Source organism: Spartinivicinus poritis, assembly GCF_028858535.1.
GTDB classification, from domain to species: domain Bacteria; phylum Pseudomonadota; class Gammaproteobacteria; order Pseudomonadales; family Zooshikellaceae; genus Spartinivicinus; species Spartinivicinus poritis.
In genome coordinates this window covers 148106-164675 of the sequence record NZ_JAPMOU010000010.1, presented here as the reverse complement: position 1 = coordinate 164675, position 16570 = coordinate 148106, and the positions used below count along the sequence as shown (strand labels likewise).

Below are 16570 nucleotides of genomic sequence, written 5' to 3'. Positions count from 1 at the left end.
ACTGGAAAAGCAAGTTAAACAAGCTGCTCCGAAGAAAGCTGACAAAATCAACTTTATTTCCTATGCAGATGATTTTGTCATTACTGGTGCCTCACAAGAGTTGCTAGAAAGCAAGATAAAACCACTAGTAAGGGAGTTTCTCAAGGAACGGGGGTTAGAGCTTTCGGAAGAGAAAACGAAAATAACTCACATCGGAACAGGGTTTGATTTCCTGGGTTTTAATATTAGAAAGTACAAAGAAAAGCTGCTGATTAAACCAGCGAAGCAAAATGTACTCTCGTTTGTGAACAATATTAAAGCCATTATTAAGAAGCATCCCACTATGGCAGCAGGTGATTTAATTAGAATCCTCAACCCGAAAATAATTGGCTGGGGAAACTATTACAAACACGCTGTTGCCAAACGAACCTTTGGATATATCGACAACCAAATTTTCAAGTCGCTGTATAAATGGTCCAAGAGAAGACACCCAAATAAAAACACCGAATGGATAATACGGAAATATTATGGTGTTCAAGGTTATCCTAAATGGATATTTCAAGGAAAGACGTTAATAAATAACCAAATAACGTGTCTCTATTTGGCCAAAATGTCCAAAATCCCAATTAAACGCCACATCAAAATTAAGGGAAACGCTAATCCATTTGATCCTGTTTATGCAGAAAGGCGTAGTAACAGGAAAAACTGGAGAAATACATGGGCTAAAATGCCCATGGCAGCGCTTTAAGGAGAAGTAGCCGGGTAACACGGAATGCCTTTGAGAGGCTTGAGCTGTATGCAGTGAAAGTTGCACGTACAGTTCTTAGGAGGGCGGCAGCTGGTAACAGGTGCCGCCTATCCGACTTGTGCTAGCTTACTTTTTCTCATTAATTGAGGCCTGGTCAACCTGTTCTGCTATTTCTGGCTCCAGATAAGCTTGTTCTAGTAGTTCTGCAGCCCAATCAGCTCGCTCGGCTAAGAACTTTAACATTCTAATGGCAATAATTTGGGCTGCAGGCAAACTGCTCCACATGGTTTTAGTGAGACAGCGCCAGTGATCAACTTGAATAGACTTGGGTCGATTTAGCTGCTCAAAACAGGTTTGACAAAGTAGCAGACATTGATCAACTTCAGGCTCAATAGGAACAGGTGGTACTTCATAAATAGTTAACTTTACACCACTTGCTTCGCATAGTTCGCAGCAAGATTTTGCACGACGGGTAAGGTTTTTCCCTAGTAAGTTAAGATCGCTTAAGCGAGCATGATAGTTGTCGTATCCTTTGGCCATTTTCTCACCTGATAGAGTTGACGTTGCTTCCACTAATACACTTTATAGTGGTACTGATGGGTTGTTGCCATCAGTTGGGGATGAAAAGGCAACTAAATGATCTGCTTCTACTTTAATACCAATTTGCTCACCCACTTCATAGTTGTGGTGGCTGGGAATTAATGACTCAACAATGCTGCCAGTAGGCAAACGTAAATGATAGTGGGTCATGGCACCTTTAAATATTTTTTGTACAACTTCTGCTTTGATCGGGCTATTTGGTGCTTCGATTACATCATCTGGGCGCAGCAATACTTCAATGGGGGTGCCAACCACCCAGTTGTAAGAACGGTTGCCTGTTAACTCACCCAGTTCCGTTGCGACACTTTCCGGGCTAATGGCATTGCCACGAATAAAATGCCCCTGGCCAATAAAGTTAGCAACAAAGTGTGAGCGTGGCTCGTGATATAAATTGTAAGGAGTATCCCATTGAAGTAACTTGCCGTCTTTCATGACACCAACTTTGTCAGAAAAGCTAAATGCTTCTTCCTGGTCGTGGGTTACTAAAATAGCGCTGATACCTTGGCTTTTTAGTATCTCTCGCACTTCTTCGCTAAGGCGACGGCGCAGGTCAACATCCAGGTTTGAAAAAGGCTCATCCATTAATAACAGCTTGGGGGCTGGAGCTAGTGCACGAGCCAGGGCAATCCGCTGTTGTTGACCACCAGATAGCTCGTGGGGGTAGCGTTCTTCATAACCAGTTAAATTAACCAGTTTTAGTAGTTTTTCAATGGTTGCTGCTTTATTTGCCTGTTTAGGTAGCCCAAAGGCGATATTTTTAGCAACGGTTAAGTGGGGAAACAAGGCATAGTCTTGAAACACCATACCAATTTTACGCTGCTCTGGTGGTATGCTTTTTTTAGGGCTTGATAGTAGGGTGTCCGCTAATGTAATCGAACCCTGGCTCACGGATTCAAAGCCTGCAATTGCTCTTAGGGTAGTGGTTTTTCCGCAACCACTAGGACCTAACAGACTACAAATGTCGCCCGAATTAATATGAAAGCTAATCTGGTGAACTATGGTATGGTGATTATAGCCACTGTGGACATCATCTAATGCAAGTAATGGTGGTTCCATCTTTAAAGATATAAATGCTTAAGTGTCGTGGGTTGGAGTTGAGTTATGGTAGAGCTGATCAGGCTACGTTTGCAACTGAAAAAGGTAAATTAATGAATGCAGTAGAGCTGGGTGTATTTGCCAATCGTTTGAGTGCTGTTTGTGATGAGATGGGAGCTGTTTTAAAGCGCTCTGCGTTTTCGCCTAATATTAAAGATCGATTGGACTTCTCTTGTGCTGTTTTTTCTAAGGCAGGTGAGTTGGCTGCTCAAGCTGCTCATATTCCTGTGCACTTGGGGAGTATGGCGTATGCTATGCAACAAATTGTAGAGTCTGTCCAGTGGTTGCCTGGTGATATGGTGGTTGTCAATGATCCTTTCTTGGGGGGAACCCACTTGCCAGATGTAACGATCATAACACCAGTATTTATTAATAATCAGCTTGCAGCATTTGTTGCTAATCGGGCTCATCACGCCAATATCGGTGCTGCTACCCCAGGCTCAATGCCTGTTTCTTCTCGGTTGGAAGAAGAGGGTGAAGTGATTCCTCCTACTAAAATTTATCAACAAGGAAACTTGGTGAAGCCGGTGTTTTCACGCCTAGCCAAATCAGATCAGGTGGAGCAGGCAGGTGATTTTTATGCGCAAATCAGTGCTTGTCAGCTAGGTAGTGAGCGGCTAATGGCACTGTTAAGTCATTATGGATTGGACACCTTTGATAGCTTATTACAATCGTTAAATGATTATGGTGAGCGTCTGGCACGTCAAACCATTCAGCAAATACCCGATGGGACTTATTGCTTTGACGATGTCATGGATGATGATGGGCAGGGGAACAGTGATATTGTCATTAATATGAGTCTGCACATTAGAGGGGACTCAGTACAGGTTGATTTTACCGGTACGGCCCAACAGGTTGCGGGGAATATCAATTGTCCTTTATCGGTTACTGCCGCTGCTGTTTATTATGGTTTTCGGTGTTTGATGCCAGATGTAACACCGGCCTGTGCCGGTAGTTTTAAGCCTATTCAATTGCAGGCACCACTGGGTAGCCTGGTTAATGCCCAGCGGCCTGCTGCAGTAGCTGCTGGTAATGTAGAAACTTCATCACGCATTGTTGATGTAGTGTTAGGCGCTTTAGCCAAAGCCATTCCGGAGAGAATTCCTGCCGCTAGCCAAGGTACTATGAATAATATTGCAATGGGCTGGCCTGCAGAGGGTAGTCGGCCTGGTTGGGATTATTATGAAACTATTGCTGGTGGTATGGGGGCGAGTCAGGCTGGCCCAGGTTTGACAGCGGTGCATAGTCACATGACAAATACCTTGAATACACCTGTCGAAAGTTTAGAAATGCACTATCCGCTACGGATAAAGCGGTATGCCATTCGTTATGGCTCTGGTGGGCAAGGAAAAAACCCTGGCGGAGACGGAGTTGTCAGAGAGTTTGAGTTTTTACAACCGACGCAAGTCACGCTGCTTACTGAACGACGAGTCAATGAGCCTTGGGGAGTAGCAGCAGGTGGAAATGGCATGGCAGGGTTGAATGGTCTGAATTATCGAGATATTGGTGGTAAGTGCAGCTTTATTGCCAAACCTGGGGATGTACTTACAATTAATACCCCAGGCGGTGGTGGTTATGGAAATGGCGTAAGGATTCCTCAGGTATTACGGACATAGCTTAGACACACAACTACAAAGAAATTTATAGAAGCAATTTTGTTAGGGCTTAGGTAAAATAGTGGCAGTGTTTAATGAGCTGATATGTGATGAGGTAATCGAATGGACATCATGGCGCAGATTGAAGAGCAAATAAAATCCAACCCAATTTTGTTGTATATGAAAGGGTCTCCTAAGTTGCCTCAATGTGGCTTTTCTTCTCGTGCAGCACAAGTGATGATGGCTTGTGGCGAAAAGTTTGCTTATGTTGATATCTTGCAAAACCCTGAAATTCGTGCCAGCCTGCCTCAATATGCTAACTGGCCAACGTTTCCTCAATTGTGGGTTAATGGTGAGTTGGTGGGTGGAAGTGACATCTTGATGGAGATGTATGAAAGTGGCGAACTGCAAAAGCTGGTAAAAGCTGCTGTGGCAGACGTTACCCAAGAAGACGAGAAACCAGCTGAATAGTTAACACGGCTATTGGCGTTTGATCGTCTTGTTTGAAAAGGTCGCGTAAGCGGCCTTTTTTATAGTCTTAATAAAAACACAAATACATGGCTAAAGGGCACCCTAAAGACTAAATAGTCGGACATTTTTATTTTATTTAGGGTTAAGATCGATTTACCTTCAAGGAAGAATCATTCAATTGAAGAGTAAAAGGAATAGGCTGTGAGCTTATCAGGTAGAACCCTTTTTATTTCTGGTGCGAGTCGTGGAATCGGTAAAGCCATTGCGCTAAGAGCGGCTCGAGATGGTGCCAATATTGTGATTGCTGCCAAAACAGCAGAGCCTCATCCCAAACTGCCGGGTACTATTTATACGGCAGCTGAAGAAATTGAGGCAGCAGGAGGTAAAGCACTCCCTTGTATTGTTGATATTCGTTTTGAAGATCAAGTGGAAAGTGCGGTAAAAAAAGCAGCGCAAACCTTTGGTGGTATTGATATCTTAGTCAATAACGCTTCAGCTATTAGCCTAACCAAAACCACTGATACTGAAATGAAGCGTTATGATTTAATGCATCAGATTAACACTCGCGGCACATTTCTTTGTTCAAAAACCTGTATTCCTTTTTTAAAAGAAAGTGATAACCCTCATGTGCTTAATTTATCACCACCATTAAATATGGAACCCCGTTGGTTTGGCCCGCATGTAGCGTATACCATGGCTAAATATGGGATGAGTATGTGTGTGTTAGGTATGGCGGAAGAATTTAAAAAAGAAGGCATTGCTTTTAACGCGCTATGGCCAAAAACAGTTATTGAAACGGCTGCAGTGCGTAATTTATTGGGGGGAGAGGCTGTTTGCTCGAAAGCCAGAACACCAGAGATTATGGCTGATGCAGCTTATGCCATTTTAAATAAAAATTGTCGGGAATATACCGGTAATTTTTTTATTGATGAAGACGTATTGAGGGAGTCAGGGGTTACTGATTTTTCACAGTATAAGGTTAATCCAGAGTTGTCAGATAAAGAGTTATTGCCGGACTTTTTTATTTAATACGTTTTAATGGCTGAAAAAATACTAATAACTTCTGTCTTCTTTTGAGAAAAAATTAGAACATATAACCAAAGTCCCTTTTTGCATGAAAGGGAGGATTAGAATTCTAGCACTATCCAACCTCCCCCTTTAGAGGGTGTCGCAAAAGCACCACAAATCAAGTCCCTTCTCCCCTGTGGGGGAGAAGGTTACTGACTACAAAAAACAAAACTAAGAATAATAACAATGCCATATCAATCAGTATTTCGACCTAATTTATTTCAAAATAAAACCATGGTGGTGACGGGGGGCGGTAGTGGTATTGGTCGTTGTACTGCTCATGAGTTAGCTGCGTTGGGTGCTACGGTTGTGCTTATTGGACGAAATGAAGATAAGCTAACAAAAACGGTTGATGAAATTCAAACTGATGGTGGCACTGCTAATTATTTTTGTTGCGATATAAGACAAGAAGCGTCCGTTAAAGAGACAGTTGAAAATATCGTTAAACAACATACTGTCATTGATGGGTTGGTGAATAATGCTGGAGGGCAGTTTCCAGCGCCTTTATCGCAGATCTCACAAAAGGGGTTTGAAACCGTTGTTAGGACCAACTTGGTGGGTGGCTTTTTAATGGCCCGTGAGGTGTTCACCCAATCAATGGCTAAAAAGGGCGGCGCTATTGTTAATATTGTCGCTGATATGTGGAAAGGGATGCCAATAATGGGGCATTCGGGGGCAGCTCGGGCTGGCATGGTGAACTTGACAAAAACCGCTGCAGTCGAGTGGGCTAGGTCTGGTGTCAGAGTGAATGCGGTAGCTCCAGGCTGGATTGCCTCTAGTGGATTTGATCACTATGAGAATAGCTTTAAAACATTATTACCTAAATTGAGTCAGGCAGTGCCGTTACAGCGATTTGGTACGGAATCTGAAGTGAGTGCCGCTATTGTATTTTTGCTGAGTGATGCGGCGGCTTTTATTAACGGTGAAACAATCCAGGTAGATGGTGCCGCACCTTTGTCTACAGTGATGTGGCCTATGCATGGCCATCAACGGTCAACGCCATATAATGGTTTTCATCGGGCAAAACTGCCTGAAGTATTAATGCCTCAGGATGAGGCGGAATAATCAATATGCCAGTGATTGAAACGGCTGTTAATTGTGATACACCGGAATTCAAAACGCACTATCAGCAAAATGAAACACTCATTACAGCCTTTCGTGCTATCGAAAATAAAATTCGGCAAAACTCGCAAAAACGCGAAACGGTATTTCGGCGACGTAATCAATTATTACCAAGAGAACGATTAGATTATTTATTAGACCCGGCAAGTCCTTTTATTGAACTGTCCACTTTGGCTGGTTATCAGATGCATGATGATGACGGTGATGAAAATGCAGCGGGAGGGGGTGTGATTACTGGCATTGGCTGGGTGTCAGGCGTGCGTTGTGTCGTATTTGTCCATGACTCGGCCATTAAGGGCGGTGCGGTGGCGCCAATGGGGCTGCAAAAAAGCCTGAGAGCACAGGAAATCGCCTTGCGACATAAACTGCCGATGGTGATTTTGGCAGAAAGTGCTGGGGCAAACTTGTTGTATCAAGCCGAAATTTTTGTTGATGGTGGGCGTTTATTTGCCAATATGGCTCGTTTATCAGCAGCGGGTATTCCACAGATTACCGTAGTACATGGCTCTTCTACGGCAGGAGGCGCCTACTTACCAGGTATGTCAGATTATGTGGTGATGGTGCGTGATAAAAGTAAAGTGTTTTTGGCTGGCCCGCCGTTGGTGAAAGCTGCATTAGGTGAAGAGGCTACCGATGAAGAATTAGGTGGGGCTGTTATGCATGTGACTTGTGCTGGTACCGCAGAATATTTAGCTGAGGATGACCAGCACGGGATTCAAATTGCACGGGATTTACTGGCGAAGCTTCCCTGGCAGACAAGTGAATATTATCAAGCAACGAGAGTTTTGGAACCCCATTATCCTATAGATGACCTGTTAGGTATTGTTCCTCCTGATTATAAAACCCCTTATGATGTACGAGAGGTAATTAGTCGGTTAGTCGATGACTCTGATTTTTTACAGTTTAAACCTTTATTTGGTAAAGAGCTGATATGTGGTCATGCCAAAATGAGCGGGTTTGCCTGTGGCATTATCGGCAATAATGGGCCTATCTATCCAGAAGGTTCTATGAAGGCAGCTCAATTTATTCAGTTGTGTTGTCAAAGCGCCGTGCCGTTGATTTTTTTACACAACACCACCGGATATATGGTAGGAAAGCAGGCTGAAGCCATGGGGGCAATTAAACATGGCTCTAAAATGATTCAAGCAGTCACTAATGCGGATGTACCTAAAATATCGTTAATGATTGGAGGCTCTTTTGGGGCTGGAAACTATGGGATGTGTGGTCGGGCGTTTGATCCGAATTTTTGTTTTAGCTGGCCTAATAGCCAAATTTCAGTGATGGGGGGTGCACAAGCGGCAAAAGTAATGGAGCTAGTGACCATTGAAAAATACAAAAAACAGGGTAAACCGATTCCCGCTGAAGTATTGGCTGGTATGACAGATAAAATTAAGCAGCAGTTTAAAGAACAATCAACAGCTTTATATGCCACTGCCAGGCTTTGGGATGATGGCATTATCGATCCTAGGGATAGCCGACGAGTGCTGTCTGAATGCTTAGCCATCTGTGCAGAGGCAGAAAAACGACAGTTAAAGTTAAATAGTTTTGGTGTAGCAAGAATGTGATTTTTTGCTTCAGTGGTTTTCGCAAAAGTTAGTGGATGTGGGGTAACAGGGTATTCTGTAGCGGCGACATGGATGTCGCTTTAGTTCTTGATGGGCCAAGGATGGCACTTCAAGAGCGGTGGAAGAATATTCTGTTGCTCCATATCGAACATAAGTTAATTGGTATTTCCTTTTAGTTGTAGCTTTAAATAGGTTTTAAAGCTTAGGGTATATTTAGCGCTAAATATAATAAGGACAAGGAATGTTATTTACAGAACAGCACATAATCCTGCGGGATCAAGTACGTAAATTTATCGAAAATGAAATTAATCCTTTTGTTGATGAGTGGGAAGAAAAAGAACAGTTTCCTGCTCATGAACTGTTTGCAAAGGCGGGTAAATTGGGATTTTTAGGCGTCAATAAACCTGAGCAATATGGTGGCATGGGGTTGGATTACTCCTATGCATTGCTGATGGCTGAGGAATGGGGACGAATCAACTGTGGTGGCGTGCCCATGGCAATAGGCGTACAAAGTGATATGTGTATGCCTGCTCTGGCACGATTTGGTTCAGAAGAATTAAAACGTAATTTTTTGGCCCCTTCTATTCAAGGTGAATTAGTGGGTTGTATTGGCGTGAGTGAGCCCTCGGCAGGTTCTGATGTGGCTTCGGTTAAAACCACTGCCCGTAAAGTGGGTGATGATTATGTCATTAATGGCACAAAAATGTGGATTACCAACGGGTTGCAAGCAGACTGGATGTGTTGTTTGGCTAATACTGGTGATGGGCCTGTCCATAAAAATAAATCACTCATTGTAGTGCCACTGCATGAAAAAGGGATTACTCGCCAAAAACTAAAAAAATTGGGGATGGCTTCTTCAGATACCGCACAATTATTTTTTGATGATGTGAAAGTACCTCAGCGTTATGTTATCGGAGCAGAAAATCAAGGCTTTACCCTACAAATGATGCAGTTTCAAGAAGAACGTATGTGGGGAGCTGCCAATGTGCTAACAATGCTGGAAAGCGCTATTAAGGATACGATCGAATACACTCAAACCCGCCAAACCTTTGGTAAACCGATTATTGATAATCAATATGTGCACTTTACCTTAGGTGAGTTAGCCACGGAGGTAGAAGCGTTAAGAGCGTTAGTATACCGAGCAGCGCAAGATTATATTGATGGGCAGGATGTAACACGCCTAGCCAGTATGGCGAAATTAAAAGCCGGGCGGCTATGCCGAGAAGTGGTAGATAAATGTCTGCAGTTTTGGGGAGGCATGGGGTATATGTGGGAGACCCGAATTTCTCGTCAGTTTAGAGATGGCAGGCTAATGTCGATAGGGGCTGGGGCTGATGAAATTATGCTAGGGATTATTTGTAAATTAAATGGTATTTACCCCTCAAAACAGAAATAAGTCAGATGATGAATAAAATACTGGTTGCCAACCGAGGTGAAATTGCGGTTCGAGTGATTAACGCAGCCCATCAGTTAGGCTATCAAACAGTTGCAGTATTTAGTGAAGCAGACCGGGCTGCATTACATGTTTCACTGGCTGACCAAGCGGTATTTATTGGTGCTGCAAATAGCAGGGATTCGTATTTGAATATTTCTGTTGTGATCAATGCAGCCAAAAAAGTAGAGGCTGATGCAATTCACCCTGGCTATGGTTTTTTAGCAGAAAATGCTGACTTTGCGAAAGCCTGTGAAGAGGCGGGTTTAATTTTTATTGGTCCTTCCTCTGAAGCCATTCACATGATGGGGAATAAAGCACAGGCAAAAGATTGTATGGAAGTGGCTGGTGTGCCTTGCATTCCCGGCTACCGTGGTAATGACCAGCAGCTGAGTACTCTCCAGCAACAAGCAGCAGCTATTGGTTTTCCTGTTTATATCAAAGCGGCTTTAGGGGGCGGTGGCAGGGGAATGCGGCAAGTGATGTTTACAGAAGAGCTGCCTGCTGCTATTGAGTCTGCAAAATCAGAAGCCAAGTCAGCCGTTGGCGATGATCAACTGATTCTGGAAAAAGCCATTACTAATGGCCGTCATATAGAGTTTCAAGTTTTAGCTGATCGGCAGGGGCATACTATCCACTTGGGAGAGCGTGATTGCTCATTACAGCGACGTCATCAAAAAGTGATAGAAGAAACTCCTTCACCTGCGGTGAATGACATATTGCGCCAGCGAATGGGTAAAGTCGCTGTAGAAGCTGCAAAGGCCATTGGTTACATAGGTGCTGGAACTGTCGAATTTTTATTGGCAGAAAGTGGTGAGTTTTATTTTCTGGAAATGAATACTCGGTTGCAGGTTGAACACCCGGTTACGGAAATGGTAACGGGAATCGATCTGGTTAAGTGGCAATTAAAAATAGCTGATGGTCAATCATTAACTATTCAACAGCAAGATATCCTCATGACAGGTCATGCGATTGAAGCGCGATTGTATGCTGAAGACCCTGACCAACAATTTTTACCTCAAACCGGTGATATTAAACTCTGCCAATTTCCTAAAATTGAAGGGGTGCGGTACGATCGAGGAGTGAAAACGGGGCAAACAGTATCCGCGTATTATGATCCAATGCTGGCCAAAATCATTGGTACAGGCGAGACGCGAGAAGAAGCCAGGCGTCGTTTAATACGTGCCTTACAACAGACAGTATTATTAGGTCCTATCACCAACCGACAATTTTTAGTTGAATTGTTGCAGTCATCTGTATTCATTGCAGGTAAGGCTCATTGTCAATTTATTGAGCAGCAATTTTTTAATAAAACTGAGCCGGTTAGTGAAAGAGATAAAATAGGTAATAGTCAACTCATTGCGTTAGCGGCTATCAGCGTGACCTTGTTAATGAATAATAACTATTCTCATCAGCATCAGGGGTGGCGTAATAGTGGACTGGCTAGTGGGTATTGTCGTTTGAAAGCAGATAATAACAGCGTGTTTAGTTGCAAATTGCAGAAACTATCTCACCCGTTTTACCAAGTGGTTATTGATGATATGCCAGCCATTGATTTGAACATTGTGAGTATTGATGATCATCAATGGCGTTACAGTATTGAAGGAATTGTTAATACGGCTTATGTTTTGGTTGAGCAAGGTCAGGTTTTTATTTCTAATCAAGCTCAGCAGATTCGTTTGACACAACTAGGTTTTGAATCAGTTCAGGAGTTAGAACAAGCTCATAATAATGTATCAGCACCTATTTCTGGCTGTGTGGTAAAAGTGTTAGTTGATACGAATCAAACAGTGGCTAAAGGCGATAAGTTAGTTGTTATAGAAGCAATGAAAATGGAGCACGTGGTTGTTGCTCCTCTTTCGGGTACTATTGATAAGGTGTATGTTGCATCAGGGCAGCAGGTGTCGGCAGGTACCTTATTAATTGATATACACCCATCATGATATACCCTTCACGAATGACTTCTAGGTTTTGTTATGACCACTATGGAGGGTGGGAATGCAGTTTATGCATAGTGGTATGGGTACCACTAATTAGAGCAATGCAGGAGCAATTGCCGAGGAGCATTTAACTGTCTTCATTCCTCGCCTCAATCACCTATTATTATAGGCTCATGGGGCCATCGTCACTTGATGGCCGCACCTAAAAACCATTCGTATTGGGTATAAAAAAATTATAAGAGTTTAAGGGCTTAAGTAATGGATAAAGCAATTATTACCTGTGCGGTTACTGGTGTATTAACCGATCCTCAAAAATACCCTGTGCCAGTTACCGTAGAGGAAATGGCTGAAGCTTGTAAAGGTGCCCATAATGCCGGTGCTGCTATTATGCATGTACACTTTCGTTGTCAGCAATCAGGTAAAGGCCATCTACCTAGTTGGGAGCCTGAAGTGGCTGCAGATATTGTTGCGGCTATTCGCCAAGCTTGCCCTGAAGTGATTATTAATATGAGTACAGGTGTCGTGGGTAGTGATGTGAGTGGCCCTATTAATTGTTTAAAAAAAGTAAAACCAGAAATTGCAGCATGTAATGCAGGTACCTTAAATTATCTAAAAACCCGCAAAGATGGTAGCTGGGCCTGGCCACCAATGGTATTTGATAACCCAGTGAAAAAGGTTCAGCAAATGCTAGTGGCAATGGCTGAAACGAATACCATACCTGAGTTTGAGTGCTTTGATGTGGGTATTGTTCGGTCTATTGGTTTATATGTCGAAAATGGAATGGCACCTGCCAAGCCTGATTATAATTTTGTTATGGGGGTTGCGTCTGGAATGCCGACGGACCCTGAACTATTGCAATTATTAGTGAAGTATCGAATTCCAGATACATGTTGGCAGGTTACGGCAATTGGGCGGAAAGAGGTATGGCCTCTTCATCAACGGGCAGCTGAGTTAGGGGGAGCATTAAGAACAGGGCTTGAGGATACGTTCTATTTACCTAATGGGGAAAAAGCACGGAGTAATGCAGAATTAATTGAGAAGTTAGTTACTTGCGCTCGGTTAGCAGGCAGAGACATTGCTTCACCAACGGAAGTGCGTGAAATGATGAAGTTAACGGCTTTTGATTAATCAGTTTCTTTCTCGTTGCTTAAATTCGATCTAGCTATCGGTTTCACTGTTATACTTTAGGGCACCTCTAATAGTTGTTCAAGACCCCATCAGCTTGCGCGGAGGCCATAAGTAATTATTAGAAGTACCCTAAAGTTCAAATCTACTTATATTTCATATAGCTGGGTAGTAAATGATGAAATATAAATGTATCCAGATATTTCTCATAGCAATTTACACTATACTGTTACCTCGTGAAAGCCCCTTTGTCTGTGCTAAAGATAATTATATTGTGGGATATGGTGAATTTTTCCCCTTTATGTATACAGGTAAAAATGCTGAAGCAGTAGGGTTAGATATTCAGTTAGTTAAAACGGTTTTTGAGCAAGCGGGTTGTACGGTCCATTTCGTTGATATGCCTTGGTCAAGAATGGTTAAAGGAATGAAGCATGGGATGCCTGTTATGTTTAGTAAAAAAACAACGCCAAGAGAAGATTTAGCCATGATTAATCAAAAACTTCAGGCATTTAAGAAAACAGAATTATACCGGACATTGTATGGGGGAATGAAGTTTCATATTCGTGAAGATTAATAAACATGCAGTTTAGTTAAATCTTTCACGTGTGGTATTGCTATGAAAAATTTTATAAGTGGGTGTTGGTTTATTGTTCTATGCTTTGCTGCTGGAGTAGCACTAGCTGATATTAATAACCGTAAAATTATTTTTAATATGGGAGATAAAGAATACCCACCCTATATGTTGTTTGATGAAAATGGCGAGGCAAAAGGGATTATGTATGATGTTTTACAGGAAATTGCTAATAAGCAAGGTTATAAGGTGGTTGCTGTTAAAATGTCAAAAAAACGGGTTAGGGTTAGTTTAGAACATGGTAAGTTGGATGCAACACCTAGAGCAATAGAATGGGAAGCTAACCCTAATCGCTATGTATTTACCAGTCCCATTATACTGCAAAGAGATGTTCTTTTTTCACTGTTATCACAACCTATTGAATTCAACCGGATTGAGGAGCTGAAAATACATGCTGTTATTTTACGTAAAGGCTATGTTTATCCAACCTTAGCTGGTTTAATTGATAATAAATTAATACAGGTTGTGTATACTAATAGCGAAGAGAATATGCTGAATATGTTGCGTTATAGAAGAGCTGAGGCCGCTGTTATTTCAGAGTTTGTTGGCTTATGGCTTATCAAACAGCAAAAAGCGAAGGGTATATTCTATGTTTCAAAAGGTGCTATTGATGAGGTGGCGTATCGGATAATGTTTACAAAGCCTTGGGCTGGGTTTGTTCAATTGTTTAATAATGAACTGACAGTTATGAAAAAGACTGGGGCAATTAAAGATATAGTAAATAAGTATATAGAAAACTAATAGCTGTATTATAGAAAGAGGTATTTTGTAATTCATAAGCTGGTTTCAAATAAAAATCGACATTATAGACGGCAATAAAAAAATTCTTTAAATAAGTCAATAATAATTTGTTTAAAATATCTATAACTAATACGAATGGCTTTTAAGTGCGGCCATCGAGTGACGAGGAATGAAGACAGTTAAATGCTCCTCGGCAATTGCTCCTGCATTGCTCTAATTAGTGGTATCCATACTACCATGCATAAACTGCATTCCCACCCTCCATGTTAGTCATAACAAAATCTAGAAATCATTCGTGAAGGGTATATAAGTGTAAACCCTTAATCAGGGGAGATAGTAATGTTATGCTTGATATAAATTTTTGAGCGTATCTAACTTAAGTGAATAGAATTGGTTTGTAAAGTTTACACTATTATGACAATTAGTTTGTTGGTGTTTGTTAGCATGTTGGGCCATTTCATTTGGATAATGAAGGCAGTACATGAAAAGTTTATTCATATCATTTAGCACAACTATATTGTTGATTTCTTTTGCCGCTAAGGCTTCTGCATTTGACTGTAATCGATCACTTGCCTCCATTATTGATGAAGGTAGTATTAGCGATTATAGAGCTCAGTTACAGCAGGGCTACTTTAGCGGCTTAAGTAGTGAGTGTAAAGCAAATACGAGATTGTTTCTTTCTGAGTTTGGTTTCAGTAATAAACAGGAAGTAAATAAGTCTTTAAATTTCCTCCGCTATATCTATTTGAACGATAGAAGCCAAGCTGGCTTTTTTAAAGAAATGTTAATTTCGCTAAAAGAAAAGGTACGGCGTTCTAGTGCCTATGATAAAGAGACTAGTTTAAGATATATTGATAAAGAATTATCGACTCATAATTTTTCGAGTAATAGTAGATCTCCAAAGAGGAGTTTAAGTAATAAACAGAGTATTAATCAAGCTACTACTAATGTCAGGTATATAAAAGATAAAATTGAGCAATTTGAGAGAAATATTAATATATATGATAAATATAATGGTAATGAAATTAATCGTTATATTAGCCTTTTGGCAGATCTGTATGTAAAAGATAAAAGCCAATATGGGTATGTAGTAGGTAAACTACAAAATTTAAAAAATGAGATGCAATATTCTAACTCATATAGCAAAAATGTCATCCTAAATAAGGTTGACTTGACCTTATCTCTTTTGGAGCCAGAAAAAGAAAGAGATGACTATAAAAGCTATATGTGGGGTAAGTCTAGAAAAAATAACTACACGAGCAATGCAGCAGTAGTTTATCAGCACTGTAACTATGATGGTTATTCCGTAAGCTTAGAACCCGGTTATTACAAGCTATATCAGCTAAGAGAGCTTGGAGTAAAAAATGATGATTTATCATCAGTTAAAGTGCCCGCTGGTTTAACGGTTACGCTTTATGAACATGATAATTTTGGTGGACGTTCCTGGTTGCTTAATTCAAATGAAAGCTGTTTAGTTAGAAGAGGGGCTAATGACCAAGTATCATCGATTGTGGTTAAATAAATTGGTGGCGGCTGATATCTATAGATGAAAGCATCAATCAGTACACTTTTAATAAATATAGTACGAATGTTTTAATTACTGTCTTGAGTTTTGCCTAGCAAGGTACCATCGTGTTTAAGGAAACTAAACCTTGGTACTATTATTACTTGCCTATGTGTTGCTTTTCTCACAAAAGTGTAAAATTTGTTGGGCATTTTATGGCGTAAGGGCAATTTATAGGATACCCTTTGCTAGTGATTTTTAGGGCTTGTAATCGTTATCCTTCTCACTCTAATGACGTTATTATTTATCGTATTATTGAGGTAAAGTCTGATACTGTATAATTTGCAACCGTCACTTTATTCTATATAAGAATGTTTGTTGGAATCTACTGCTCACGGCTGATTTAATATTTTTTATTACGTTGGTGCTATTAGCGCAGATTTTACAGTAGTACTGCTAGCCTCTAAAAAATCACCAATATTGGATATGTAGTTGTATCTGCTTTTTTTGGTTTTTATTGAAAGGAACTGTTAGGTGCAGTCTAAATTGTTTGTTTGTAAGCTTGCTGCCTGTGTTTTAAGTACTATAGTTATGGGGTGTAAAAAACAGGAGCTAATTACAGTTTTTCCTGAAGCAAGGAATATTAAGGCTGTTTTTAAAAAGCCAGATTGTACTTTTATTGATAGTCACATAATTACTGATGCTCATCCAGATAATATAGCGCGTGAACTTAAAAATATTGCATATCAAAAAGGTGCAAATAGATACTATATCTCAAAAGTATTATCTGATACTGACAAACCAAGGCCTACTTCAGTAATGGCCCAACTATATCGCTGTGATGAACATGAATAAAGGATTAACCCCCTAATACCCAGTATACCTTTAGTGAAAGCGCTTTAAGGCCTCTTATTATTTGAATAAATAAATTCATTATTTTACTGTCAGGGAAGA

General features: G+C 41.0%; 15 protein-coding genes. 13 read left to right on the top strand and 2 right to left on the bottom strand.

Annotated elements, in window-relative coordinates:
* The coding region (locus ORQ98_RS10555; protein ID WP_274688761.1) for a group II intron maturase-specific domain-containing protein at window positions 1–727 on the top strand (727 nt) is incomplete at its 5' end.
* A 126-nt stretch (window positions 728–853) separates the two neighbouring features.
* Here ORQ98_RS10555 and ORQ98_RS10550 read toward each other — a convergent pair.
* Window positions 854–1300, bottom strand: coding sequence for a phnA protein (locus tag ORQ98_RS10550; RefSeq protein WP_274688760.1), 447 nt, complete (start codon window positions 1298–1300; stop codon window positions 854–856).
* Between the two features lie 9 nt (window positions 1301–1309).
* Window positions 1310–2383 (bottom strand): ABC transporter ATP-binding protein, encoded by a 1074-nt coding sequence (locus tag ORQ98_RS10545; RefSeq protein WP_274688759.1) that lies wholly within the window; start codon window positions 2381–2383, stop codon window positions 1310–1312.
* A 14-nt stretch (window positions 2384–2397) separates the two neighbouring features.
* Here ORQ98_RS10545 and ORQ98_RS10540 point away from each other — a divergent pair, with 14 nt between their 5' ends.
* From ORQ98_RS10540 to ORQ98_RS10485, 12 genes are all read left to right on the top strand, one after another.
* Window positions 2398–4038: a hydantoinase B/oxoprolinase family protein gene (locus ORQ98_RS10540; protein WP_274688758.1), complete on the top strand. Its 1641-nt coding sequence runs from the start codon at window positions 2398–2400 to the stop codon at window positions 4036–4038.
* Window positions 4039–4140: 102 nt separating this feature from the next.
* Window positions 4141–4488 (top strand): Grx4 family monothiol glutaredoxin, encoded by a 348-nt coding sequence (gene grxD / locus ORQ98_RS10535; protein ID WP_274688757.1) that lies wholly within the window; start codon window positions 4141–4143, stop codon window positions 4486–4488.
* 201 nt (window positions 4489–4689) lie between these two features.
* Entirely contained in the window at window positions 4690–5517 is an 828-nt protein-coding gene (locus tag ORQ98_RS10530) for an SDR family oxidoreductase (protein WP_274688756.1), read from the top strand.
* A 225-nt stretch (window positions 5518–5742) separates the two neighbouring features.
* A complete protein-coding gene (locus ORQ98_RS10525; protein ID WP_274688755.1) occupies window positions 5743–6621 on the top strand; it encodes an SDR family oxidoreductase in 879 nt (292 codons plus the stop codon).
* A 5-nt stretch (window positions 6622–6626) separates the two neighbouring features.
* A complete protein-coding gene (locus ORQ98_RS10520; RefSeq protein ID WP_274688754.1) occupies window positions 6627–8243 on the top strand; it encodes an acyl-CoA carboxylase subunit beta in 1617 nt (538 codons plus the stop codon).
* A 241-nt stretch (window positions 8244–8484) separates the two neighbouring features.
* Window positions 8485–9639 (top strand): acyl-CoA dehydrogenase family protein, encoded by a 1155-nt coding sequence (locus ORQ98_RS10515; RefSeq protein ID WP_274688753.1) that lies wholly within the window; start codon window positions 8485–8487, stop codon window positions 9637–9639.
* Window positions 9640–9644: 5 nt separating this feature from the next.
* Window positions 9645–11618, top strand: a complete 1974-nt coding sequence (locus tag ORQ98_RS10510) for an acetyl/propionyl/methylcrotonyl-CoA carboxylase subunit alpha (protein ID WP_274688752.1) — start codon at window positions 9645–9647, stop codon at window positions 11616–11618.
* A 255-nt stretch (window positions 11619–11873) separates the two neighbouring features.
* Complete coding sequence (locus ORQ98_RS10505; RefSeq protein WP_274688751.1) at window positions 11874–12743, top strand: beta-keto acid cleavage family enzyme; 870 nt, start codon at window positions 11874–11876, stop codon at window positions 12741–12743.
* Between the two features lie 172 nt (window positions 12744–12915).
* Window positions 12916–13314 (top strand): transporter substrate-binding domain-containing protein, encoded by a 399-nt coding sequence (locus ORQ98_RS10500; protein WP_342455195.1) that lies wholly within the window; start codon window positions 12916–12918, stop codon window positions 13312–13314.
* A 42-nt stretch (window positions 13315–13356) separates the two neighbouring features.
* Window positions 13357–14112 carry a substrate-binding periplasmic protein gene (locus ORQ98_RS10495; RefSeq protein WP_274688750.1) on the top strand — a complete coding sequence of 252 codons (756 nt, stop codon included), beginning with the start codon at window positions 13357–13359 and terminating at the stop codon, window positions 14110–14112.
* 481 nt (window positions 14113–14593) lie between these two features.
* Window positions 14594–15634, top strand: coding sequence for a beta/gamma crystallin family protein (locus ORQ98_RS10490; protein WP_274688749.1), 1041 nt, complete (start codon window positions 14594–14596; stop codon window positions 15632–15634).
* 516 nt (window positions 15635–16150) lie between these two features.
* On the top strand, window positions 16151–16471 hold the full coding sequence (locus ORQ98_RS10485; protein WP_274688748.1) for a hypothetical protein: 321 nt from the start codon (window positions 16151–16153) through the stop codon (window positions 16469–16471).
* Window positions 16472–16570 lie beyond the last annotated feature (99 nt).